The organism is Paenarthrobacter sp. AT5 (assembly GCF_032764245.1).
In the GTDB taxonomy this organism is placed as follows: Bacteria; Actinomycetota; Actinomycetes; order Actinomycetales; family Micrococcaceae; genus Arthrobacter; species Arthrobacter ureafaciens.
In genome coordinates, this window is the sequence record NZ_CP136441.1 from 1,607,889 (window position 1) to 1,632,622 (window position 24,734).

General features: G+C 63.3%; 17 protein-coding genes and 3 rRNA genes. 18 read left to right on the forward strand and 2 right to left on the reverse strand.

The annotated features are described in order from the left end of the window. The first annotated feature begins 2 nt into the window (after window positions 1-2). The 7 genes from argB (at window position 3) to RI444_RS07410 (ending at window position 7,268) form a co-directional block, all read left to right on the forward strand. On the forward strand, window positions 3-944 hold the full coding sequence (gene argB, locus RI444_RS07380; RefSeq protein ID WP_021474294.1) for an acetylglutamate kinase: 942 nt from the start codon (window positions 3-5) through the stop codon (window positions 942-944). Beyond that, window positions 941-2,209 (forward strand): acetylornithine transaminase, encoded by a 1,269-nt coding sequence (locus tag RI444_RS07385; protein WP_021474293.1) that lies wholly within the window; start codon window positions 941-943, stop codon window positions 2,207-2,209. Before argB ends, RI444_RS07385 begins: the two co-directional genes overlap by 4 nt. Continuing rightward, complete coding sequence (gene argF / locus RI444_RS07390) at window positions 2,206-3,216, forward strand: ornithine carbamoyltransferase (RefSeq protein WP_021474292.1); 1,011 nt, start codon at window positions 2,206-2,208, stop codon at window positions 3,214-3,216. The genes RI444_RS07385 and argF overlap by 4 nt, the downstream gene beginning before the upstream one ends. Further along, window positions 3,216-3,752, forward strand: coding sequence for an arginine repressor (locus tag RI444_RS07395; RefSeq protein ID WP_207604903.1), 537 nt, complete (start codon window positions 3,216-3,218; stop codon window positions 3,750-3,752). Before argF ends, RI444_RS07395 begins: the two co-directional genes overlap by 1 nt. Before the next feature lie 55 nt (window positions 3,753-3,807). After that, on the forward strand, window positions 3,808-5,013 hold the full coding sequence (locus tag RI444_RS07400; RefSeq protein WP_021474290.1) for an argininosuccinate synthase: 1,206 nt from the start codon (window positions 3,808-3,810) through the stop codon (window positions 5,011-5,013). Next, window positions 5,013-6,428, forward strand: a complete 1,416-nt coding sequence (gene argH, locus RI444_RS07405; protein ID WP_207604902.1) for an argininosuccinate lyase — start codon at window positions 5,013-5,015, stop codon at window positions 6,426-6,428. Before RI444_RS07400 ends, argH begins: the two co-directional genes overlap by 1 nt. 96 nt (window positions 6,429-6,524) lie before the next feature. Next, window positions 6,525-7,268, forward strand: a complete 744-nt coding sequence (locus RI444_RS07410) for a maleylpyruvate isomerase family mycothiol-dependent enzyme (protein WP_207604901.1) — start codon at window positions 6,525-6,527, stop codon at window positions 7,266-7,268. 180 nt (window positions 7,269-7,448) lie between these two features. Here the strand turns inward: RI444_RS07410 and RI444_RS07415 are convergent, their stop codons facing one another. Continuing rightward, window positions 7,449-8,942: an Ada metal-binding domain-containing protein gene (locus RI444_RS07415; protein WP_021474287.1), complete on the reverse strand. Its 1,494-nt coding sequence runs from the start codon at window positions 8,940-8,942 to the stop codon at window positions 7,449-7,451. A gap of 81 nt (window positions 8,943-9,023) precedes the next feature. On the opposite strand from RI444_RS07415, the gene RI444_RS07420 reads away from it, so the two are divergent. The 6 genes from RI444_RS07420 (at window position 9,024) to rrf (ending at window position 19,650) form a co-directional block, all read left to right on the forward strand. Continuing rightward, complete coding sequence (locus RI444_RS07420; protein WP_021474286.1) at window positions 9,024-9,683, forward strand: DNA-3-methyladenine glycosylase; 660 nt, start codon at window positions 9,024-9,026, stop codon at window positions 9,681-9,683. Window positions 9,684-9,802: 119 nt separating this feature from the next. Beyond that, window positions 9,803-12,031 (forward strand): AAA family ATPase, encoded by a 2,229-nt coding sequence (locus RI444_RS07425; RefSeq protein ID WP_021474285.1) that lies wholly within the window; start codon window positions 9,803-9,805, stop codon window positions 12,029-12,031. Between the two features lie 37 nt (window positions 12,032-12,068). Then, the gene (tyrS, locus tag RI444_RS07430; protein ID WP_021474284.1) at window positions 12,069-13,379 is read left to right on the forward strand and encodes a tyrosine--tRNA ligase; all 1,311 of its coding nucleotides are present in this window, start codon (window positions 12,069-12,071) and stop codon (window positions 13,377-13,379) included. A 766-nt stretch (window positions 13,380-14,145) separates the two neighbouring features. Continuing rightward, window positions 14,146-15,674 (forward strand): 16S ribosomal RNA (locus RI444_RS07435). A 558-nt stretch (window positions 15,675-16,232) separates the two neighbouring features. Further along, window positions 16,233-19,393, forward strand: a 23S ribosomal RNA gene (locus RI444_RS07440). A 140-nt stretch (window positions 19,394-19,533) separates the two neighbouring features. Further along, window positions 19,534-19,650 (forward strand): 5S ribosomal RNA (gene rrf / locus RI444_RS07445). Together the 16S, 23S and 5S rRNA genes form the textbook arrangement of a ribosomal RNA operon. Before the next feature lie 221 nt (window positions 19,651-19,871). Here the strand turns inward: rrf and RI444_RS07450 are convergent. Beyond that, window positions 19,872-20,756, reverse strand: a complete 885-nt coding sequence (locus RI444_RS07450) for a hypothetical protein (RefSeq protein WP_242703106.1) — start codon at window positions 20,754-20,756, stop codon at window positions 19,872-19,874. Here RI444_RS07450 and RI444_RS07455 point away from each other — a divergent pair. From RI444_RS07455 to RI444_RS07475, 5 genes are read left to right on the forward strand one after another with little or no spacing between them, the layout of a single operon-like run. After that, window positions 20,736-21,641: a hypothetical protein gene (locus RI444_RS07455; RefSeq protein ID WP_242703105.1), complete on the forward strand. Its 906-nt coding sequence runs from the start codon at window positions 20,736-20,738 to the stop codon at window positions 21,639-21,641. The genes RI444_RS07450 and RI444_RS07455 overlap by 21 nt on opposite strands. Further along, window positions 21,634-22,620 carry an HAD-IIA family hydrolase gene (locus tag RI444_RS07460; protein ID WP_069695308.1) on the forward strand — a complete coding sequence of 329 codons (987 nt, stop codon included), beginning with the start codon at window positions 21,634-21,636 and terminating at the stop codon, window positions 22,618-22,620. Before RI444_RS07455 ends, RI444_RS07460 begins: the two co-directional genes overlap by 8 nt. A 9-nt stretch (window positions 22,621-22,629) precedes the next feature. Further along, window positions 22,630-22,881: a hypothetical protein gene (locus tag RI444_RS07465; protein ID WP_207604899.1), complete on the forward strand. Its 252-nt coding sequence runs from the start codon at window positions 22,630-22,632 to the stop codon at window positions 22,879-22,881. Between the two features lie 3 nt (window positions 22,882-22,884). Next, the gene (locus RI444_RS07470; RefSeq protein WP_069695310.1) at window positions 22,885-23,697 is read left to right on the forward strand and encodes a TlyA family RNA methyltransferase; all 813 of its coding nucleotides are present in this window, start codon (window positions 22,885-22,887) and stop codon (window positions 23,695-23,697) included. Window positions 23,698-23,711: 14 nt separating this feature from the next. After that, window positions 23,712-24,734, forward strand: a complete 1,023-nt coding sequence (locus RI444_RS07475) for an NAD kinase (RefSeq protein ID WP_021473420.1) — start codon at window positions 23,712-23,714, stop codon at window positions 24,732-24,734.

A 24,734-nucleotide genomic window follows, 5' to 3' on the forward strand; every position in this document is an offset into this window, starting at 1 on the left:
CCATGACCGCACACACGCGCGACACCACGTCCATGGCCGACGCCCAGGACAAAGCGGGGACCCTCATTGAGGCCCTGCCCTGGATCCAGCGCTTCGCCGGAACCACCATGGTCATCAAGTACGGCGGCAACGCCATGGTCAACGACGAACTCCGCCGTGCCTTCGCCGAGGACATCGTGTTCCTCCACCACGTCGGGATCCACCCCGTCGTGGTCCACGGCGGCGGTCCGCAGATCAACTCCATGCTCGGACGCCTCGGCATCGAATCCGAATTCAAAGGGGGCCTCCGGGTCACCACGCCCGAGGCCATGGACGTAGTCCGCATGGTCCTCACAGGCCAAGTGGGACGCGAACTCGTCGGGCTCATCAACTCGCACGGACCCTATGCGGTAGGTATGTCCGGGGAAGACGGCGGCCTGCTCCGTGCCGTCCGGACCGGAACCGTCGTTGACGGTGAAGAAGTGGACCTGGGCCTGGTGGGCGAGGTGATCGGCGTCGATCCCACAGGGATCAAGGACATCCTCGACGCCGGACGCATCCCCGTGATCTCCACGGTCGCACCGGAGATCATCGACGACGCCACCGGTTTCCAGACCACGGGGCAGGTCCTCAACGTCAACGCCGATACCGCCGCAGCAGCTGTTGCTTCGGCGCTGGGAGCCTCGAAGCTCGTCATCCTCACCGACGTTGAAGGGCTCTACGCGAACTGGCCGGACAAGTCCTCGCTGATCTCGTCGCTGACGGCGTCCGAACTCCGGGACATGCTGCCGCGCCTGGAATCGGGAATGATTCCCAAGATGGCCGCCTGCCTGAAGGCAATCGACGAGGGCGTGGAACGCGCCCACATCGTGGACGGGCGGCTCGCCCACTCGATGCTGCTGGAAACCTTCACGACGGCGGGCATCGGCACACAGGTAGTACCGGACCAGGAAGTAAACGCATGAGCAGCAACGAAACACAGTTGGCGGAAGCCGCGGCGTCGACGCTTGTCACCCAAAGTTCAGGCGCCGACTGGCTGGCCCGTTACTCGTCCTCGCTCATGGGCGTCTTCGGCACGCCGCAACGGGTGCTCGTCCGTGGCGCCGGTTGCCTCGTCTGGGACGCGGACGGCAAGGAATACCTTGACCTCCTCGGCGGCATCGCCGTCAACGCCCTCGGCCACGCGCACCCGTTCGTGACGTCCGTGATCTCGAGCCAGCTGTCCACGCTCGGGCACGTTTCCAACTTCTTCACCAGCCCGACGCAGATCGCGCTCGCGGAGAAGCTCCTGGCCATCAGCCAGGCACCGGCCGGTTCCAAGGTGTTCTTCGCCAACTCCGGAACCGAAGCCAACGAGGCAGCCTTCAAGCTGGCCCGCCGGAACAGCGGCGACGGCAAACGCACCAAGATCCTTGCCCTCGAAGGCGCCTTCCACGGCCGCACCATGGGGGCCCTCGCCCTCACCGCCAAGGAAGCGTACCGGGCACCGTTCGAACCCCTGCCCGGCGGCGTGGTCCACATCCCGTTCGGCGACATAGAGGCCCTGCGTGCCGCCGTCGACGATTCCACCGCCGCAGTGTTCCTGGAACCCATCCAGGGTGAGGCGGGCGTGCGTCCGCTCGGCGCCGACTACCTCCGGGCAGCCCGCGAGGCAACCACCGCAGCCGGCGCGCTCCTGATCCTGGACGAAGTCCAGACGGGCATCGGCCGCACCGGCAAATGGCTCGCCAGCGAAGACGCCGGAATTGTTCCGGACGCCATCACGCTCGCCAAGGGCCTGGGCGGCGGCTTCCCGATCGGCGCCCTGGTGACGTTCGGAAGTACGACGTCGGCCCTGCTCACCGCCGGGCAGCACGGCACCACCTTCGGCGGGAACCCGGTGGCAACCGCCGCGGCGCTCGCGACGCTGCACGCCATCGAAAGCCAGGGCGTGCTGCAGAACGTGCAGTCTGTGGGGGAGTACCTGCGAACCGGAATTGCCGCCGTCGACGGCGTCACCGAAGTCCGCGGAGAAGGCCTGCTGATCGGCTTCGACCTGACAGCCGGCATTGCCCCCGCAATGGTCACGGCAGCCTTGGACGCCGGGTTCATCATCAACAGCCCCGGCCCGCGGACCATCCGCCTGGCACCACCGCTCATCCTGACCACCGAACAGGCTGACCGGTTCCTTGCCGCCCTCCCTTCCTTGATCGCAACGGCTACCGCCACCACCGCTAAGGACGCACAGTGACTACTCCTTCCACCAGCACCCGGCACTTCCTCAAGGACACGGACCTGACACCGGCCGAACAAGCCGAAGTCCTGGAACTGGCCGTCCGCATGAAAGCCGCCCCCTACAGCGTCCAGCCGTATGCCGCGGAGGGAAGCGGACGCAAGACGGTCGCCGTGATCTTTGACAAGACCTCCACCAGGACGCGTGTTTCCTTCGCAACCGGCGTGGCGGACATGGGCGGCAACGCGCTCATCATCAATCCGGGCGAAGCACAGATCGGGCATAAGGAGTCCGTCGAGGACACCGCCAAGGTCCTGGAGCGCATGGTGTCCACCATCGTGTGGCGCACCGGCGCCCACGCGGGCCTGGTGGCGATGGCGGAAAACTCCAAGGTGCCCGTCATCAACGCCTTGTGCGACGACTACCACCCCTGCCAGCTCCTGGCCGACCTCCTGACGGTCAAGGAGCACAAGGGAAAGCTGGCCGGACTCACCATGGCGTACCTGGGTGACGCCGCCAACAACATGGCCAACTCCTACCTGCTGGCCGGGGTGACCGCAGGGATGCATGTGCGCATCTCCGGCCCCGATGGCTACCTGCCCGCCGCGGAGATTGTGGCTGCGGCAGAGCAGCGGGCCGCAGAGACCGGAGGTTCGGTACTCATCACCACGGACGCCAAGGAGGCCCTCAAGGGAGCCGACGTCGTGGCCACCGACACTTGGGTCTCCATGGGACAGGAAGCGGAGAAGGAAGCCCGCCTGCAACTGTTCCGGGACTACTCCGTGGACGAGGCCGCCATGGCGCAGGCAGCTCCCGACGCCGTCGTCCTGCATTGCCTCCCTGCCTACCGTGGTTACGAGATCTCCGCCGGCGTCATCGACGGACCGCAGTCCATCGTGTGGGACGAAGCGGAGAACCGCCTCCACGCCCAGAAAGCACTCATGGCCTGGTTGATGCACCGCTCCGGGCTCGCGTTTGTCGACGGCCTCGCACCCGTCGAGGGAACCGGCGAGAGCACGTTCTAGTGTCCGTCAACCCGACCGTTCCGGGCGCCAGCCCGGCCACCAAGACTGCCCGGCAGGCGCGCATCACCGCGATCCTGACGGGCGAGTCGGTGCGCTCGCAGGCAGAGCTCGCGGCCCTGCTCTCGGACGACGGCGTCCAGGTTACCCAGGCGACCCTCTCGCGGGACCTCGTGGAACTTGGTGCCGTCCGGGTGCGGGGCAAAGACGGCGCCTTGGTCTACGCCGTTCCGGGTGAAGGGGGAGAGCGGCACGCCAAGAGCGGTGTCACACAGGAGATCCTTGATGCCCGGCTCAGCCGCCTCTGCGGCGAACTGCTGGTGACGGCCGAGGCATCGGGCAACATCGTGGTCCTCCGAACACCGCCGGGTGCGGCGAATTTCCTTGCCCTGGCCATCGACCACTCCGTGATGCCGTCCGTTTTAGGTACGATCGCAGGCGACGACACCGTGATGTTGGTGGCACGCGATCCTGACGGCGGGGCGGAACTGGCGGCCCGTTTCCTGCAATTGGCCGAGGAAGCCGGACCCGGCAACTGAACGCTTTTTCTTCAAGCATTAGATACAACCAAGCAACAACCAAAGGAGCACTCTCGTGACTGAGCGCATTGTTCTGGCCTACTCCGGTGGCCTCGATACGTCCGTAGCCATCGGCTGGATCGGTGAAGCTACCGGCGCCGAGGTCATCGCCGTAGCAGTTGACGTTGGACAGGGCGGCGAGTCCCTCGAGACCATCCGCCAGCGCGCCTTGGGCTGCGGCGCCGTCGAGGCCTACGTCGCGGACGCCCGCGACGAGTTCGCCAACGAATACGCGATGCCCACCCTGAAGGCCAACGCCCTCTACCAGGGCCACTACCCGCTGGTGTCCGCTATCTCGCGTCCCGTGATCGTCAAGCACCTCGTGAAGGCTGCCCGCGAATTCGGCGCCACTACCGTTGCCCACGGCTGCACCGGCAAGGGCAACGACCAGGTCCGCTTCGAAGTCGGCATCCAGACCCTCGGCCCGGACCTGAAGTGCATCGCACCTGTCCGCGACCTTGCCTTGACGCGCGACAAGGCCATTGCCTTCGCCGAAGAAAAGGGCCTGCCGATCGAGACCACCAAGAAGAACCCGTACTCGATCGACCAGAACGTCTGGGGACGCGCCGTCGAGACCGGCTACCTCGAGGACATCTGGAACGCTCCCACCAAGGACATCTACGACTACACGGCTACCCCGGAATTCCCGCCGGCACCGGATGAAGTCACCATCTCCTTCCAGGCCGGTATCCCGGTAGCGATCGACGGCGTGAAGGTCACCCCGCTGCAGGCCATCCAGGAACTCAACCGCCGCGCCGGCGCCCAGGGCGTTGGCCGCATCGACGTCGTCGAGGACCGCCTCGTCGGCATCAAGTCCCGCGAGATCTACGAAGCTCCCGGTGCCATGGCGCTCATCACCGCGCACAAGCACCTCGAAGACGTGACGATCGAGCGCGAACAGGCCCGTTTCAAGGCCACGGTGGGCCAGCGCTGGTCCGAGCTGGTCTACGACGGCCAGTGGTTCTCCCCGCTGAAGCGCTCCCTGGACGCGTTCATCGAGGACACCCAGAAGTACGTCTCCGGTGACATCCGCATGGTCCTCCACGGCGGCCAGGCAATCGTCAACGGGCGTCGCTCGGATACCTCGCTGTACGATTTCGACCTCGCCACCTACGACACCGGCGACACCTTCGACCAGTCCATGGCCCGCGGCTTCATCGAGCTGTGGGGCATGTCCTCCAAGGTTGCCTCCGGCCGCGACCTCCGGGTTGCAGGCGAATAATGACGTCGGCAACAAACGAAGGCGCGCTGTGGGGCGGCCGGTTCGCCGGCGGCCCGGCAGACGCCCTGGCCGCACTGAGCAAGTCCACGCGCTTTGACTGGCGGCTGGCCCGCTACGACATCGCCGGGTCCAAGGCGCACGCCCGCGTGCTGCACAAGGCCGGACTGCTGGACGACGCAGAGCTCGAAGGCATGCTCGCTGCCCTCACGCAGCTGGACGAGGACGTCGCCAGTGGCGCTTACCTCCCGGCCGAGAGCGATGAGGATGTCCACGGTTCCCTGGAGCGCGGCCTGATCGAGCGGGCAGGTGCCCGGCTGGGCGGAAAACTGCGCGCCGGCCGGTCCCGCAACGATCAAGTGGCAACGCTGGGGCGCATGTTCCTGCGTGACCACGCCCGGATCATTGCCCGGGGCGTCCTCGCCACGATCGATGCCCTGGTGGAGCAGGCAAAGGCACACCCCGGTGTGGCCATGCCTGGCCGTACGCACCTGCAGCACGCCCAGCCGGTCCTGCTGAGCCACCACCTCCTGGCCCACGCCTGGGCGCTGCTGCGCGATGTCCAGCGGCTCCAGGACTGGGACAAGCGCGCGGGTGTGTCACCCTACGGCTCCGGAGCCCTGGCAGGGTCCTCACTGGGACTGGACCCCGAAGCGGTTGCTGCGGACCTGGGTTTCTACTCGGCCGTGCACAACTCGATCGACGGCACCGCATCCCGCGACGTCTTCGCCGAGTTCGCCTGGGTTTGCTCGATGATCGGCGTGGACCTGTCCCGGATTTCCGAGGAAGTCATCTTCTGGGCCACCAAGGAGTTCTCCTTCGTGACCCTGCATGACTCGTACTCCACGGGGTCCTCCATCATGCCGCAGAAGAAGAACCCGGACGTTGCCGAGCTCGCGCGCGGCAAAGCGGGACGCCTCATCGGCAACCTCACCGGCCTGCTGGCCACGCTCAAGGGCCTGCCACTCGCGTACAACCGCGACCTGCAGGAAGACAAGGAACCGGTCTTCGACGCCGCCGACACCCTGGAGCTCCTGCTTCCGGCCGTGTCCGGCATGATCGCCACGTTGAAGTTCAACACTGAGCGCATGGAGTCCCTGGCTCCGCAGGGCTTCGCCCTGGCCACGGACATCGCAGAATGGCTGGTCCGCCAGGGCGTGCCGTTCCGTGAAGCGCACGAGCTCTCCGGGGCGGCAGTGAAGCAGGCTGAAAGCCGCAACGTGGAGCTCTGGGACCTGAGCGATGACGAGTACGCCGCGATCTCGGAGCACCTGACTCCCGAGGTCCGCAGCGTCCTCAGCACCGAAGGTTCGCTCAACAGCCGTAACTCGCAGGGCGGAACCGCGCCGGCCGCCGTCGAACGCCAACTCAAGGCTCTCGAAGCGGAACTGGACGCAACACGCTCCTACGCGTCATAGCCTGCTTGACTCGGGACGGGGCGGTGCCTTCCGGCACCGTCCCGTCCTTGCTTTAGCTGGCCCGCTCTTGATTCAGGGGTGCGTTAGCATGGCGCTATGACCCCGATCACAGTTGAGACGCTGCCCGCAGAGCTTCACAAAGCCGCCGGCACCGTCACCCGTCTTCTCTCCACCATGGACGAATCGTCCCTCACCGGGCCATCTGAACTCCCCGGCTGGACACGCGGACACGTACTGGCCCACATCGTTGGCATCTCCAATGCCATGGCCCGGCAACTGGAATACGCGCAGCGGGGCGAAAAGATCGAACTGTATGACGGCGGCATGGAAGGCCGCACGAAGGCGATCGACCTTGCCGCCGGACACAGCCTCGCCGACCACACCGCTTCAGTGACCACTGCCGTCAATGCCGCAGTTGCGGCGTTCGACAGCTTGGAACCGAACGGCTGGCAGGCGCCCATCAGCTACCGCAACGGAACGGTGTTCGACGGCGGTCTGGCGCTGTGGCGCGAACTCACCATCCATGCCTCGGACCTGGGCATGGGCTACGGGCCGGAGACGTGGAGCCGTCCCTTCTGCGAGCACTTGTTCAGCTTCCTTGAACCCCGTGTCCCGGCCGACTACAAGTTCGTCCTGCAGCCCACGGGCCTGGCCCCGCTGACCCTCGGCCATGGCGGTACCTCCATTGCCATCACGGGGATGCTCACGGATATTGCCGCCTGGCTCGCCGGGCGGGAACCGAGCCTGGGCAGCCTGCGCGCCACCGCAGCCGCCGACGGCGTGGACCTCCCGGACCTGCTGCCCTGGCCCGCAGGTGTCCCCGCCCAACCGGCCCGCTAACCCCCCCCCGTTCCTCTATCACTTCCCGCCGGGTTTCGGGTGTTCTTCTATCACTTCCCGCCGGGTTTCGGGTGTTCTTCTATCACTTCCCGCCTGTTCTTCCGTCACTTCCCGCAGAAAGGCTCGACGGCGGCGTGTGACCGCCGCCGTCGGGCGCGTGAAAGTGCGACGCGTGGCATGTCAGGGCTTGACCGCCGCGCGCCACAGGTGCATCACTGCATAAGAACGCCACGGACTCACTTCACGGAAATCGGCGCTCAGCCCTGACCCGTCAGCCACAACTTTCAGCCCGTTGCGCACAGCGGCGTCGTTGCCAAGGAAGACGTCGGGGGCGCCAAGTACCCGCATGGCCACGTAGCCCACGGTCCACGGCCCGATCCCGGGAAGCGGTAGCAGTTTCCGGGCCAGGGCTGCTTCGTCGTCGCCGTAACCGAAGTCAACACTGCCGTTGGCCAGTGCGGTAGCCGCTGAAATCAACGCGTCGATTCTTCGCTGCGGCCCCCGGAGCACCGCCCGCCCGCCTTCGGCGATCTGGGCCGCCGTCGGGAAAAGTCGATCGGGTCCGGCTGTGCCCCCGCCGACGGGAGTCCCAAGAACGGATAGTTGCGTTAGCGCGGTCCGGGCGGCCGCCACCGTGATCTGTTGGCCGATCATGGCGCGGATGAGCAGCTCCGCGGGATCAACAGCCCCGGGCAACCGGATACCCGGCAGCGCCACTACGCTCCCGCGCAGCCGCCGATCGACGCTCAGTGCCTCATCTATGGCCAGGGGGTCGGCGTCGAGATCGAACAGGCGCCGCGCCCGGCTCAGGAGTGCCGGAAGGTCATGAAGATCCGCCAAAGTGGCCCGGAGTTGCAGCCGCGAACCGCCGGAGCCCCGGTCGACCGCACCCGCTGGGCCAAACGACACCGTAAAAGATGCCTGGCCGCGGGGGAGCTGAAGCGAACGGGAGTAGCTCCTGCGCCCCTCCTCTACGGTGGCTGCCTCGATGCCGGGGGTCGCCCTTGCCGCAAGGAAATCGAAGATTCCGGCGTCGAAGGGTTCCCGGTAGGGGAGATTCAGTGTCAGCGACGCCGGCGCCGGGGCCGGGCCGGCGGACCCCCGGCGCGCCGGGGACTTTGCGGCAGAGCCGCGTAACGCCGTCGGGGTCATGGCGAAGACTTCGCCGATGGTGTCGTTGAACTGCCGGATGCTGTTGAATCCCGAGGCGAAGGCCACATCGGAGAACAGCATGTCCGTGGATACCAGCAGCGTCCTGGCAGTTTGTGCGCGGCTTGCCCGGGCGAGCGACAGGGGGCCGGCGCCGAGTTCGTGGCTCAGGATCCTGTTGAGTTGGCGCGTCGAGTAACCGAGCCTGCGGGCGAGGCCGTCAACGCCTTCGCGGTTGATCACGCCGTCGTTGATCAGGCGCATTGCCCTGCCCGCAACGTCGGACCGGACATTCCATGCAGGGGTGCCGGGCACGGCTTCGGGCAGGCATCGCTTGCACGCCCGGTAGCCGGCCTCGTGGGCAGCGGCCGAAGTCTCGTAGAACGTGACGTTCCCGGGCTTGGGTGTCCGTGCGGGGCATGAGGGCCTGCAGTAGATCCCGGTGGAACGCACGGCGGTGTAGAACTGGCCATCGAACCGGGGGTCGCGGGTGTCGATCGCCCGGTAGCGCTGCCAGAAGTCCATGGGCCCATCCTCCCAGCCCGGCACCATCGCTGCTAGCGGAAATCGGACGCGGACTCCGAGGCGGCTTGCTATGGTCGGTCCATGACAGCCAGCCCCGCCAGCGACCCCCGTGCTGTCCGTGATTTCCTCAGCGGAGACCCACGGACCATCGCCCCGCTTTTTCTTGGGGCGGTCCTGACGCACGAGTCGGAGGCAGGCCCGGTGTCAGTGCGGTTGACAGAGGTGGAGGCTTACCTGGGCCCCCGGGATTCCGCCCATCCGGATCCGGGCTCGCACACCTACGGCGGACGCACGGCCAGGAACGCGCCAATGTTTGGTCCGGCAGGGTTCCTCTACGTCTATTTCACGTACGGGATGCACTATTGCGCCAACATCGTGTGCGGACCGGATGGCTCGCCGTCGGCGCTCCTCCTGCGGGCGGGCGAGATCGTGGCCGGCCAGGAGCTCGCTGCCGAGCGCCGGCCTGCGTCCAAGGCACACAAGGATTTGGCCAGCGGACCGGCCCGTCTCGCGTCCGCATTGGGGCTTACGACAGCGGACACCGGGCGGGATGCGCTCGCCGCACCTTTCAGTGTGCGGTTGCCTGAGTTCGCGGCCTCTGCCGTGGCCAGCGGTCCACGCGTCGGCGTTGCCGGACCCGGAGGAACCACGGAGTATCCGTGGCGGTTCTGGATCGAGGATGACCCCACCGTTTCCCGGTACAAGGCGGCACGGCCCAAAAGCCCCCGCAAACCGGCATGATGCCTACCCCCGGGTGGTCCCGCGCCCGGCGTTTCCGATATGTGGCATGCGCCCGACGTATTTAACAAAATCGCTGTAGAATGGACGGTCTGTCTTTTTCGATAGGGGTTACGGTTTCGATGCACGACGCTGATTTGGTTCACGAGCAGGAATACGTTGCCGGGTTGTATGCCCGGCTCGATGAGCTGCGCGAAGAGAAGCGCGCCCAGCTGGCGCAGGTGCGCAAAGCCGGTGCCGTGGGAACCATGCAAAACGTTTCTGAACGGGACGCCTTCGCAGCACTGTACGAGGACCGCCTGGCCCAGCTCGACGCAGTCGACGATCGTTTGGTCTTTGGCCGCCTCGATTTGGACAACGGTGAGGCCCAGTACATCGGCCGCATCGGTTTGTCCACGGCCGATCTCCAGCGGCTCATGGTTGACTGGCGCGCGCCAGAAGCCGGGCACTTCTACCAGGCAACAGCGTTCGACCGCCAGGGTGTGCGCCGCCGTCGCCACCTCATCCTGCAAGGGCGTGAGGTAAAGGCGATCGAGGACGACGTCCTGGATGCTGACATGCTTGCCGATGACGACTCCTTGCAGGGCGAAGGTGCCCTGCTCGCTGCACTGAACTCGAAGCGGACCGGGCGCATGTCCGACATCGTCGGCACCATCCAGTCCGAGCAGGACAGGATCATCCGCTCCTCCATTTCCGGTGCCCTGGTGGTGCAAGGCGGGCCGGGTACCGGCAAGACCGCGGTTGCCCTGCACCGTGCCGCATACCTGCTGTACACCCACCGGGACAGGCTCAAGAGTGCCGGTGTCCTGTTGGTTGGCCCGTCCTCATCCTTTATGCACTACATCGAACGTGTGCTGCCGTCGCTCGGCGAAACCGGCGTGGTGATGGCCAGCCTGGGCCGTCTCATGCCCGGCATCAACGCGGTGCCGGAGCAGGACGCCGACGTCGCTGCGCTCAAGGGCAAGTTGGACATGGCCGCAGTGGTGGCCAACGCCGTCGCCAACAGGCAGCGGACCCCCGGCAAGGACCGGATCCTGGAAGTCGATTCCCGCAAGCTCACGCTCACTGAGCGCCAGGTACGCCGGGCGCGGGACAAAGCCCGCGCTACCGGTAAGCCCCATAACGAGGCGCGGCTGACGTTCATCAAGATCCTCCTGCGCGAACTCACTGAGCAGCTGACCGAGCAGGTGGAAGCCGACAACATCGGCAACAATGCGGACCGCGCCTACCTCGCCGAAGATGTCCGGACCGCCCGCGATGTGCGCATCATGCTCAATCTGTGCTGGATGCCCATGACGCCTGAAAAGCTCATCTCCGAACTTTTCAGCAAGCCCGCCATCCTGGAGGCCTGCACGCCGTACCTGACCCCGGAACAGCGTGCCCTGCTCCAGCGGCCGGCAGATGCGCCGTGGACCGAAGCGGACGTTCCGTTGCTCGATGAAGCAGCCGAGCTGCTGGGCGAACTGGATCCGGCCGCTGGCAGGGGACTGGCACAACAGGAAGCAGACCGCGCCCGCGATCTTGCCAACGCCAAGCAGACCCTCGCCAACATGGAGGCCATGGGCGTCGACGTCCTCATGACCGCCGAGGAACTGGCTGAACAAAACCAGGAACGCGAAAACCGCCTGACGGCCGCCGAACGGGCCAACAGCGACCGGTCGTGGGCCTTTGGGCACATCGTGGTTGACGAAGCACAGGAATTGTCGCCCATGCAGTGGCGCCTCCTTGTCCGGCGCTGCCCGCTGAAATCCTTCACCATCGTCGGCGACATCGCCCAAACGAGTGCCGCGGCAGGTGCCAATTCCTGGCAAAGTGCCTTGGCGCCGTCGTTCGGTGACCGCTGGACGTTGGAAGAACTAACGGTCAACTACCGCACGCCGTCCCAGATCGCCGAGGCCGCCGTCCGCATGGCGAACCGCGCGGGCCTGGTTGTCTCCGCGCCGAAGGCCGTCCGCGAAGGCAAATGGTCACCCATAGTTGACCGTGTCGACGAGGACGGCATCGTTCAGCGGCTGGTGGAAGTCCTGCCGGAGGAAATCGACGCGATCGACGGCGGCTTGCTCGCCGTTATTGCCGATGGTCCCTTGCTGCCGGCAGCCGCCGCTGCACTGCGGGAAGCCTACGGCAAGCGCATCGGGACAGGTGCCGGCAGCTACGAGCAGGACATCGTGGTGATCAGTCCCAAGGAGGCCAAGGGCCTGGAATTCGACGGCGTCGTGGTGCTGGAACCGGCCGCGATGCTCAACCACGAGCACGGCAAAGTGGGGGACCTTTACGTCGCCATGACCCGGCCGACGCAGCGCCTTCGCCTCATCACGGCCGCACCCCTGCCCGCCGGCATTGAACGGTAGGCAATCCGGGGTGGTCAATCCTGCTAACTTAGATCTCGTGTCACACGTAAACAACATCGAGTCCCAACACAACGATCCCGCCTTTGCCAACATCTGGCAGGAGCTCAAATGGCGCGGCCTGGTGCACGTTTCCACCGATGAAACGGAACTGGAAAAGCTGCTCGCCGGGGACCCGATCACGTATTACTGTGGCTTCGACCCCACCGCACCGTCGCTTCATCTGGGCAACCTCGTGCAGCTGCTTGTGATGCGTCGCCTGCAGCTGGCAGGCCACAAGCCGCTGGGCCTGGTCGGCGGTTCGACCGGCCTGATCGGAGACCCGCGTCCGACGGCGGAACGCACCTTGAACACCAAGGACACCGTTGCGGAATGGGTCGGCAGGCTCCAGGGGCAGGTACGCCGCTTCCTGAGTTTCGACGGCGACAACGCTGCCCGCATGGTCAACAACCTGGACTGGACTGCGCCGCTGAGTGCCATCGATTTCCTGCGGGAAATCGGCAAGCACTACCGCGTGGGCACCATGTTGCGCAAGGATGCCGTTGCGTCCCGCCTGAACTCCGATGAGGGCATCAGCTACACGGAGTTCAGCTACCAGATCCTCCAGGGCATGGACTACCTTGAGCTCTTCCGCGAGTACGGTTGTGCGCTTCAAACCGGCGGCTCGGACCAGTGGGGGAACCTGACCAGCGGCACCGAGCTGATCCGCAAGGTGGAGGGCAAGAGCGTCCACGCCCTGGGCACGCCGCTCATTACCAACTCCGACGGCACCAAGTTCGGCAAGTCCGAGGGCAACGCCGTGTGGCTGGATGCGGAGATGTGCAGCCCGTACACCTTCTACCAGTTCTGGCTGAACACCGCCGATGCCGACGTCGTTGATCGCCTCAAGGTGTTCACGTTCCTGACCCGTGCGGAGATCGAAGAGCTGCAGCAGTCCGTGTCAGAACGGCCCTTCGCCCGCGAAGGCCAGAAGAAGCTTGCGTACGAGGTGACCTCCCTGGTCCATGGCGTGGAAGCGACCGAGAAGGTCATTGCTGCCTCGGCTGCGCTGTTCGGCAATGGCGATCTCTCCGTGCTCGACGAGCCGACCCTTGCTGCCGCAACGGCGGAACTTCCGTCGGCAACCGTCGGTGCCGATGGCTTGGGAATCATCGACCTCCTGGTTGCTTCCGGTTTGTCCGACAGCAAGTCAGCAGCCCGCCGGACCGTAGGGGAGGGGGGTGCGTACGTGAACAACGCCAAGGTCTCGGACCCCGACGCCGTGGTGGCACAGGAGCAGCTCCTTCACGGCCGGTACCTGTTGCTTCGGCGTGGCAAGAAGAACCTTGCCACCGTGGAAGTCTCGGCCTAAGCACCCGTCCCGCATCATCCCTAAGGCTGGCAACCCCCGTGGTTGCCGGCCTTCGGCATACCCACGGCCCACCCCGGTTGCTCTATCACGTCCCGTCGCTTTTCCGGGGTCGCTCTATCACCTCCCGCCGGTTCCCCAAGGTTGCTCTATCACCTCCCGTCGGTCTTCCAGAGTTGCTCTATCACCGGGAGTCCAAGGCCCGGAAGGGGTAGGTGATGGGGCTCACGGAAGTGCAGTTTTGCTGACTGGGATTGTCTTCGCGCCGTTTCCCCTGTGTTTCAGGGCATTTGGGCGGGTTCCAGGCCGATTTGTAAGTCGGGGTAGAGGCGTGTAATGTCTTCTGAGTCGCCGCGAGTGAGACAGCCTGAGGCTGGAAACCGCGGAGGACAAACCCCTTGATAACAGCCTGAAAATGGTTCGCTTTTATGCGCGACCTTTGCCGGGCGGGGCCGAAACCCCGGTCTGAATCGCGGAAACGCTGATTTGCCAAGACCGAGTTGGTTCGGGTAAGTTTGAAAAGTTGCTCCGGAGCGATCTGCTGGCCGTTGTGGTTGGTGGTGGTACTGCTTTGGATTAGTGACCTGTTGTTTGAGAACTCAATAGTGTGCCAAGTTTGTTGATACCGATTGTTTTTTGATTGGTTGAATTTTTGCCGGGCCATTGCGCACCCCCGTGTGTGGTGGTTTGGTTTTCAGCTGGTTTCAGATTTGCAGCTGCTTCTTGCCGTGATTTCCGGTGGGGGTGGTTGTGTTTCGTTTTTTGTTTTTGAACGGAGAGTTTGATCCTGGCTCAGGATGAACGCTGGCGGCGTGCTTAACACATGCAAGTCGAACGATGATCCGGTGCTTGCGCCGGGGATTAGTGGCGAACGGGTGAGTAACACGTGAGTAACCTGCCCTTGACTCTGGGATAAGCCTGGGAAACTGGGTCTAATACCGGATATGACTCCTCATCGCATGGTGGGGGGTGGAAAGCTTTTTGTGGTTTTGGATGGACTCGCGGCCTATCAGCTTGTTGGTGGGGTAATGGCCTACCAAGGCGACGACGGGTAGCCGGCCTGAGAGGGTGACCGGCCACACTGGGACTGAGACACGGCCCAGACTCCTACGGGAGGCAGCAGTGGGGAATATTGCACAATGGGCGAAAGCCTGATGCAGCGACGCCGCGTGAGGGATGACGGCCTTCGGGTTGTAAACCTCTTTCAGTAGGGAAGAAGCCCTCTTTGGGGGTGACGGTACTTGCAGAAGAAGCGCCGGCTAACTACGTGCCAGCAGCCGCGGTAATACGTAGGGCGCAAGCGTTATCCGGAATTATTGGGCGTAAAGAGCTCGTAGGCGGTTTGTCGCGTCTGCTGTGAAAGACCGGGGCTCAACTCCGGTTCTGCAGTGGGTACGGGCAGACTAGAGTGCAGTAGGGGAGACTGGAATTCCTGGTGTAGCGGTGAAATGCGCAGATATCAGGAGGAACACCGATGGCGAAGGCAGGTCTCTGGGCTGTAACTGACGCTGAGGAGCGAAAGCATGGGGAGCGAACAGGATTAGATACCCTGGTAGTCCATGCCGTAAACGTTGGGCACTAGGTGTGGGGGACATTCCACGTTTTCCGCGCCGTAGCTAACGCATTAAGTGCCCCGCCTGGGGAGTACGGCCGCAAGGCTAAAACTCAAAGGAATTGACGGGGGCCCGCACAAGCGGCGGAGCATGCGGATTAATTCGATGCAACGCGAAGAACCTTACCAAGGCTTGACATGGACCGGAAAGACCTGGAAACAGGTGCCCCGCTTGCGGCCGGTTTACAGGTGGTGCATGGTTGTCGTCAGCTCGTGTCGTGAGATGTTGGGTTAAGTCCCGCAACGAGCGCAACCCTCGTTCTATGTTGCCAGCGGTTCGGCCGGGGACTCATAGGAGACTGCCGGGGTCAACTCGGAGGAAGGTGGGGACGACGTCAAATCATCATGCCCCTTATGTCTTGGGCTTCACGCATGCTACAATGGCCGGTACAAAGGGTTGCGATACTGTGAGGTGGAGCTAATCCCAAAAAGCCGGTCTCAGTTCGGATTGGGGTCTGCAACTCGACCCCATGAAGTCGGAGTCGCTAGTAATCGCAGATCAGCAACGCTGCGGTGAATACGTTCCCGGGCCTTGTACACACCGCCCGTCAAGTCACGAAAGTTGGTAACACCCGAAGCCGGTGGCCTAACCCTTGTGGGGGGAGCCGTCGAAGGTGGGACCGGCGATTGGGACTAAGTCGTAACAAGGTAGCCGTACCGGAAGGTGCGGCTGGATCACCTCCTTTCTAAGGAGCTGCTAACGGCGTCCGGGTCTGCCTGCATGGGCGGGTTCCGGGGTTGTCAGTGTTGCCCATTGCGCAGGCGTCTGTTCTGCGGTGGGTGCTCATGGGTGGAATATCAGCAAATCAAGTTTTTTGGCATGGCCTGTTGGTGGTGGTGTCCTGGCGTGAGTACGGCGGCCCTCTTTTCGCACTTTTGTGTGTGGGGGGTTGTTGGGAAAGCGGTCCGGGGTGTTGGTTGCCGGGTTGTGTTTGGCGCACTGTTGGGTCCTGAGGCAACAGGGCCTTTTTGCAGCAATGCAGGGAATCCTTGGTGTTTCTTGTTGTTCCTGCGGCCGGCACCCCCTCGTGTTTGTGTGGGGTGGGTGTGGTTGACGGGGTTGTTGTTTGAGAACTACATAGTGGACGCGAGCATCTGGACACATGGTCCTGCACTCTTTTGGGGGTGTGGGTTGTGTGTTCTAGCAATTTCTTTGATGAATGAACCTGGCCCTTTTGTGGTCGTGGTTCTCTCGAATTGATTGAGTGCATCAGCCGCAGCCTGTTTGGGTTGTGGTTTTGTGTGGTCAAGTTTTTAAGGGCGCACGGTGGATGCCTTGGCATTAGGAGCCGAAGAAGGACGTAGGAATCTGCGATAAGCCTGGGGGAGTTGATAACCGAGCGGTGATCCCAGGATGTCCGAATGGGGAAACCCCGCACAACGCTGCAAGGTGATTGTGTGACCCGTGCCTGAATTCATAGGGTGCGTGGGGGGAACGCGGGGAAGTGAAACATCTCAGTACCCGCAGGAAGAGAAAACAAGAGTGATTCCGTTAGTAGTGGCGAGCGAACGCGGATGAGGCTAAACCGTTCCATGTGTGATAGCCGGCGGGCGTTGCGTGGGCGGGGTTGTGGGACTTTCCGTGCTGGTTCTGCCGGACCGGTGGGGTGTGGGTGTGCGTATAGGTGAACGGTCTTGAAAGGCCGGCCAGAGAGGGTGTGAGTCCCGTAACCGTAATGTGTGGCACCGCCTTTGGAGAGGATCCCAAGTAGCACGGGGCCCGAGAAATCCCGTGTGAATCTGTCAGGACCACCTGATAAGCCTAAATACTTCCTAATGACCGATAGCGGACCAGTACCGTGAGGGAAAGGTGAAAAGTACCCCGGGAGGGGAGTGAAACAGTACCTGAAACCGTGTGCTTACAATCCGTCAGAGCATCTGCAGCCCTTCGGGGTTGTATGGGTGTGATGGCGTGCCTTTTGAAGAATGAGCCTGCGAGTTAGTGTTACGTCGCGAGGTTAACCCGTGTGGGGAAGCCGTAGCGAAAGCGAGTCTGAACAGGGCGTGTTCAGTGGCGTGATCTAGACCCGAAGCGGAGTGATCTACCCATGGCCAGGTTGAAGCGACGGTAAGACGTCGTGGAGGACCGAACCCACTTCAGTTGAAAATGGAGGGGATGAGCTGTGGGTAGGGGTGAAAGGCCAATCAAACTCCGTGATAGCTGGTTCTCCCCGAAATGCATTTAGGTGCAGCGTTGCGTGTTTCTTGCCGGAGGTAGAGCTACTGGATGGCCGATGGGCCCTACAAGGTTACTGACGTCAGCCAAACTCCGAATGCCGGTAAGTCAGAGCGCAGCAGTGAGACTGTGGGGGATAAGCTTCATAGTCGAGAGGGAAACAGCCCAGACCACCAACTAAGGCCCCTAAGCGTGTGCTAAGTGGGAAAGGATGTGGAGTTGCTTAGACAACCAGGAGGTTGGCTTAGAAGCAGCCATCCTTGAAAGAGTGCGTAATAGCTCACTGGTCAAGTGATTCCGCGCCGACAATGTAGCGGGGCTCAAGTACACCGCCGAAGTTGTGGCATTCACGCATTACCCTAGCCTTCGTGGTTCAGGGGTGTGGATGGGTAGGGGAGCGTCGTGTGGGCGGTGAAGTCGCGGTGTAAACCAGCGGTGGAGCCTACACGAGTGAGAATGCAGGCATGAGTAGCGAAAGACGGGTGAGAAACCCGTCCGCCGAATGATCAAGGGTTCCAGGGTCAAGCTAATCTGCCCTGGGTAAGTCGGGACCTAAGGCGAGGCCGACAGGCGTAGTCGATGGACAACGGGTTGATATTCCCGTACCGGCGAAAAACCGCCCATGTTGAACGGGGGATACTAACCACCGCCGGTCTTTCTTGTTGCGCCACTTGTGGTGTGATGGTTGGGCTGGTGCTGGGACCTGATCCCGGGAGGCAAGCGTATTAACAGGTGTGACGCAGGAAGGTAGCCGGGCCGGGCGATGGTAGCCCCGGTCCAAGGATGTAGGGTCAGGGATAGGCAAATCCGTTCCTGTGTGTTTCGAGCACGATCCTGAGATCTGATGGGACCCCCGCATGGGGGGATCCGGTGATCCTATGCTGCCTAGAAAAGCATCGACGCGAGGTTTTAGCCGCCCGTACCCCAAACCGACACAGGTGATCAGGTAGAGAATACCAAGGCGATCGAGAGAATTATGGTTAAGGAACTCGGCAAAATGCCCCCGTAACTTCGGGAGAAGGGGGGCCTGCCCCGTGATACAGACTTGCTTTGTGGAGCGGGTGTGGGCCGCAGAGACCAGGGGGAAGCGACTGTTTACTAAAAACACAGGTCCGTGCGAAGTCGCAAGACGATGTATACGGACTGACTCCTGCCCGGTGCTGGAAGGTTAAGAGGACCGGTTAGCCCCTTGCGGGCGAAGCTGGGAATTTAAGCCCCAGTAAACGGCGGTGGTAACTATAACCATCCTAAGGTAGCGAAATTCCTTGTCGGGTAAGTTCCGACCTGCACGAATGGAGTAACGACTTCCCCGCTGTCTCAACCATAAACTCGGCGAAATTGCAGTACGAGTAAAGATGCTCGTTACGCGCAGCAGGACGGAAAGACCCCGAGACCTTTACTATAGTTTGGTATTGGTGTTCGGAGTGGCTTGTGTAGGATAGGTGGGAGACGTTGAAACCCGGACGCCAGTTCGGGTGGAGTCATCGTTGAAATACCACTCTGGTCACTTTGGACATCTAACTTCGGCCCGTGATCCGGGTCAGGGACAGTGCCTGATGGGTAGTTTAACTGGGGCGGTTGCCTCCTAAAAAGTAACGGAGGCGCCCAAAGGTTCCCTCAGCCTGGTTGGCAATCAGGTGTCGAGTGTAAGTGCACAAGGGAGCTTGACTGTGAGAGAGACATCTCAAGCAGGGACGAAAGTCGGGACTAGTGATCCGGCGGTACATTGTGGAATGGCCGTCGCTCAACGGATAAAAGGTACCTCGGGGATAACAGGCTGATCTTGCCCAAGAGTCCATATCGACGGCATGGTTTGGCACCTCGATGTCGGCTCGTCGCATCCTGGGGCTGGAGTAGGTCCCAAGGGTTGGGCTGTTCGCCCATTAAAGCGGTACGCGAGCTGGGTTTAGAACGTCGTGAGACAGTTCGGTCCCTATCCGCTGCGCGCGCAGGAAATTTGAGAAGGGCTGTCCTTAGTACGAGAGGACCGGGACGGACGAACCTCTGGTGTGTCAGTTGTACTGCCAAGTGCACCGCTGATTAGCTACGTTCGGATGGGATAACCGCTGAAAGCATCTAAGCGGGAAGCTCGCTTCAAGATGAGATTTCCAAACACATTATGTGTGAGAGGCCCCCAGCCAGACCACTGGGTTGATAGGCCGGATGTGGAAGCGAGGACTAAAGACTCGTGAAGCTGACCGGTACTAATAGGCCAACAACTTACACCACACACAACACACTGCACGCGTCCACTATGTGGTTCCCAACCAACAACCCGGGAACAACAACACAACAACACAACTAAACAAGCACCACAGTTGTAACCACACACACTTCCCACCCCCACACAGGGGGACGGGTAACAAGGTTACGGCGGTCATAGCGTGGGGGAAACGCCCGGTCCCATTCCGAACCCGGAAGCTAAGACCCACAGCGCCGATGGTACTGCACCCGGGAGGGTGTGGGAGAGTAGGACACCGCCGGACATAAATTACACAGTGAGCCCCGACCACGACGGTCGGGGCTCACTGCATTTAAAACCCGTTCGACGCCTGGCCATACAAGCCGCTGACGCGGCTGTGAGTCTTACCACGAGTGGGGTTCGGGCCGGGCTCCGGTTCGGTCGCTACGACGCGGTCGCCTAGAATTGCATAAGACATACGGGCCGGGCTTTAAAGGTGCTGGCCGCGTGATAACGAAATACGGGTTATGAGCGACTACGCACGCGCCACTGGTCGGCTCGCAACAGGAGGAATCCATAATGGCTGAGCACAACGGCGGCAATCGCGGCGGTAATCGCGGAAACTTTGGCGGAGACCGCGGTGACCGCGGGTCGTTCCGCGCCAACAACAACTCCGGCGGTGACCCGCGGGGCTTCCGTTCCCGCGATAACCGGGACGGCAATAACAACGGCCGCCCCTATGGTGATCGTAAGCCTTCCGGCGACCGTCCTGCCCGTGACGGAGAGCGGCGGCCTTTCGGCGACGGCGACCGGCGGTCCTATGGCGAGCGTCCCGACCGCGGTCAGCGGAATTTTGATCGTCCCCGTCGTGATGGTGATGATCGTCGTTCCTTTGGTGGGGATCGTGATCGTAAGCCGTTTGGTGATCGTCCGGAGCGTGGACCGCGGAACTTTGACCGTCCGCGCCGTGATGGTGATGACCGTCCCCGTCGTGATGGTGATGATCGTCGTTCCTTTGGTGGCGATCGTGATCGTAAGCCGTTTGGTGATCGTCCGGAGCGTGGACCGCGGAACTTTGACCGTCCGCGCCGTGATGGTGATGACCGTCCCCGTCGTGATGGTGATGATCGTCGTTCCTTTGGTGGCGATCGTGATCGTAAGCCGTTTGGTGATCGTCCGGAGCGTGGACCGCGGAACTTTGACCGCCCCCGTCGTGATGGTGATGACCGTCCCCGTCGTGACAGCAGCGACCGTCGTCCGTTCGGCAGCGACCGCGGCCCTAGGGAAGACCGTCCCGCCCGCGTCCCGAATGCCCGGGACATCCGCAGTGCCAACCGCCCTGACCGCGAGCGTTCGCCGGAAATCGATCCCGATGTCACGGGACGCGAATTGGACCGGGCAACTGCCCATCAGATCAACACACTTGAAGACCAGAGTGCCGGCTGGGTTGCCAAGCACTTGGTCATGGCCGGCCGCCTGATCGATATTGAGCCCGAGCTTGCCTTCCAGCACGCCCTGGCAGCCAGCCGCCGTGGGGGTCGCTTGTCGGCGGTTCGTGAAGCTGTGGGGCTGACGGCGTATGCTGCCGGCCACTACGGCGAGGCTTTGCGGGAATTCCGCACCTACCGCCGGATCAGCGGCTCCAACGCGCACCTGCCGGTCATGGCCGACTGCGAGCGTGGACTGGGCCGCCCGGACCGTGCCCTGGATATGGTCCGTTCACCTGAGGCCCAGGACCTCGATGCTCCCGGCAAGGTGGAATTGGCCATTGTGGCGTCGGGTGCCCGCGCGGACCTCAACCAGCTGGATGCGGCCGTCGCTGAGCTCGAGATTCCGCAGCTGGATATTAATCGTGCGTTCTCCTACAGCCCGAGGCTGTTCCGTGCCTATGCGGAAGCTCTGACGGCGGCAGGTCGTGCCGAGGAAGCCACCAAGTGGGAGCGCCAGGCTGTCGTGGCGGAGAACGCACTCGGCGTCGGCGAGTTCGCCGAGCCCGAGATCGTTGACCTGGGCTGGGACGAGGAAGAAGAGGCGGCCGCGCGTAAGCCGCGTTTCCAGAAGACCGACGGCGGTACCGACGTCGTGCAGGCTGAACCGGAAACCGTCATCGCTGAAGCTGCGGCAGCGGACGCCGCCCACGACGACGTTGAAGTGGACGACGCCGAGTCAGACTACTTCGAGTCCGATGACCCGGAATCGGACATCGACTCCATTGACGAAGACGCGGACGAGGACGCCGACGAAGAGCAGGAAGAAGGCCAAGAGGAAGCAGGAGAAGGCAACCGGAATGGCTGATTCACTGATCTCGGCGTACGACGCCGTCCTGTCCGACCTTGACGGCGTCGTTTATGCCGGACCGCATGCCATCCCGGGTGCCATCGAGTCGCTCCAGCGCCTCGCCACCGTGGGTGTGGGTCTTGGTTACGTGACGAACAACGCGTCCCGGACTCCCGCTCAGGTTGCGGCGCACCTTCGTGAACTGGGCGCGCCTGCAGAGGACCATCAAGTGGTCAGCTCATCCCAGGCGGCGGGCGAATTGTTGGCGTCCATGTTGCCCCAGGGCGCACGCGTGCTCATTACGGGAAGCGCGGCCTTGGCGCACGAGATCGAACTGGTGGGCCTGAAACCGGTACACAGCGCCGCTGAGAATCCGGTGGCGGTAGTACAGGGGTTCAGCCCGGAGCTGGGCTGGAAGGACCTGGCGGAAGCCTCGTACGTGGTGGCCGCCGGAGCCCAATGGTTCGCAACGAATACGGACATGTCCATTCCGCAGGCCCGGGGCATCGCCCCCGGGAACGGCACTTTGGTTGCGGCTGTGGCGGCCGCCACCGGAAAGAAACCGCTGGTGGCAGGCAAGCCCGAGGCGCCACTTTTCCACGCCGCCGCAAAGCGGTTGGGCGCCGACCGGCCCTTGGTTGTGGGCGACCGGCTGGATACGGATATCCTGGGCGGCAACCGCGCCGGCTATGCCACCGCGGCTGTCCTGACCGGCGTCGACACCACCCACAGCATCCTGTCCGCCCGCGCCGATGAGCGGCCCACCTACCTGCTGGCCAACCTGCAGGACCTGTATGATCCCTACCCCCGTCTAACAAACGACGGCGGCACGTACTACTGCGGTGCTGCGTGGGCGACCGCCGTGGACGGGGAAGTCACCGTGGCGGGCCCGAAGGATAGCCTCGACGCCTGGCGTGCTGCCTGCGCGGCGTGGTGGGCGGCGGTTCCTGACGCTCCGGTGGCGCAGTCGCCGCGGCTTGTCTGGCAGGCTCACTAAACTGGCGTGATGAGCGATCCCACTGTTCCCGGGGAAGCCGAGGCCGTTGTTCGCTGGCCGGGTGTTCCTGAAGAGACCAATGACCCCGCGGTTGACCGGGCTCTCGGCATCCTGGCAGGTATACCGGGTGCACCCGTGGCGGACCACGTGGACATCTATGCCGCCGTCCACGACTCCTTGCTCGAGGCACTCGACGCTGAACCCGGGTTGCCTCCGGCCGCACCCCGGGAAACATCCCTGAACCCGGAAGGCACCAGCTGACGCATGGCACGACTTGACCAGGAACTCGTCTCGCGCGGTCTCGCGAGGTCCCGGACGCATGCGGCGAAACTGATCAGCGACGGCAAGGTGAGCTCAGGCGGTGCGGTCTTGTCCAAGGCGTCCCTCCACGTTGATGCGCACGCACAGCTGGAGGTCGCTGCCCATCCCGAGGACGTGTACGTCAGCCGGGCCGGCCATAAACTCGCCGGCGCGTTGGCGGCCTTTCCCGCGGTCGCCGTGGCTGGGCGCAGGTGTCTGGACGCCGGTGCCTCCACGGGCGGGTTCACTGATGTGCTGCTTCGGCAGGGTGCGGCGGAAGTCGTCGCCGTGGATGTCGGGCACGGGCAGTTGGTCCAACCGCTCCGCGAGGACCCGCGAGTGGACGTCCACGAGGGCCTGAATGTCAGGTACTTGACTCCGGACCTGATCGGCGGGGTTGCAGCGTTGACTGTCGCGGATCTTTCCTTCATATCCCTGACCCTCGTCGTGGAGCCGTTGGCTGCCTGCACGGAGCCGGGTGGCGATTTGGTGCTGATGGTCAAGCCGCAGTTCGAAGTGGGCAAGGAACGGTTGAGCCGTACCGGCGTCGTTTCCTCGGACCATGAACGACGGCGGGCGGTTGCCCGGGTGGCGGGTGCTGCGGTCGATGCGGGGCTGGGGCTGAGGGGATTGGCTGCCAGCCCGTTGCCGGGGCAGGACGGAAACATTGAATACTTTCTGTGGATGAAACGCAGGATGTCCGTGCCCGTGCCTAAGATCGAAGGGCGGGACGAGGATGTTGCTGCGTTGATGAGAACACTCTGGCCGAACGACTAGGAAGCAGAATCCGAATGAGCAGGCACGTACTTGTCCTTGCCCACACCGGACGGGAGGAGTCCCTCCGGGCGGCGTGGGATGCGTGTACGCAGCTGCATTCGTCCGGGCTGGTGCCCGTCTTGCAGAAGTCGGAACTGGCGGACGTTGAGCGGTTCTTCGGCGCCGTGGACACGCCGATCGAGATCCTCCATGACCACGTCAGCCTGGAGGACGTGGAACTGGTGATGGTCCTTGGCGGCGACGGCACCATCCTGAGGGCCGCGGAGCTGGTCCGGGAAGTGGATGTCCCCCTCCTGGGAGTCAACCTCGGCCACGTGGGTTTCCTGGCAGAGAGCGAACGGGCGGATCTTGCCCAGACAGTGGAGTGGATCGCCAGCCGCCAGTACACGGTGGAAGAGCGCATGACCATCGATGTCCAGGTCTGGATCAAAGGTCAGAAGATCTGGCACACGTGGGCGTTGAACGAGGCAGCGATAGAGAAGGCAAACCGGGAACGGATGCTGGAGGTCGTCACGGAAGTGGATGAGCGGCCGCTGACGTCCTTCGGCTGCGACGGCGTGGTCCTGGCGACTCCGACCGGCTCCACAGCTTATGCGTTCTCCTCCGGGGGCCCGGTGGTCTGGCCGGAAGTGGAGGCTTTGGTGATCGTCCCCATTAGCGCGCACGCCTTGTTCGCCAAACCCCTTGTGGTCTCGCCGAGTTCCAAGCTCGCCGTTGAAATCATGAACCGGACTGATGCGCTGGGCGTGCTGTGGTGCGATGGTCGGCGATCAGTCGACCTTCCTCCGGGAGCCCGCGTGGAGGTGACGCGTTCAGCAACCCCGGTACGGTTGGCCAGGACGCACAAGACGCCCTTCTCCGCCCGGTTGGTGCGGAAGTTCCAGTTGCCCATCCACGGCTGGCGTGGTCCCGCGCCACGGACCGGCGAGGTCCATACGGGGCCGATTCCCGTCATCCGTACCCCCTCCCCGGCGCCCCTTCCGAGCCCGCACGAGCTTGGGCCCGGTGAACCCTCCGATCCCACGAATGCGAAGTGA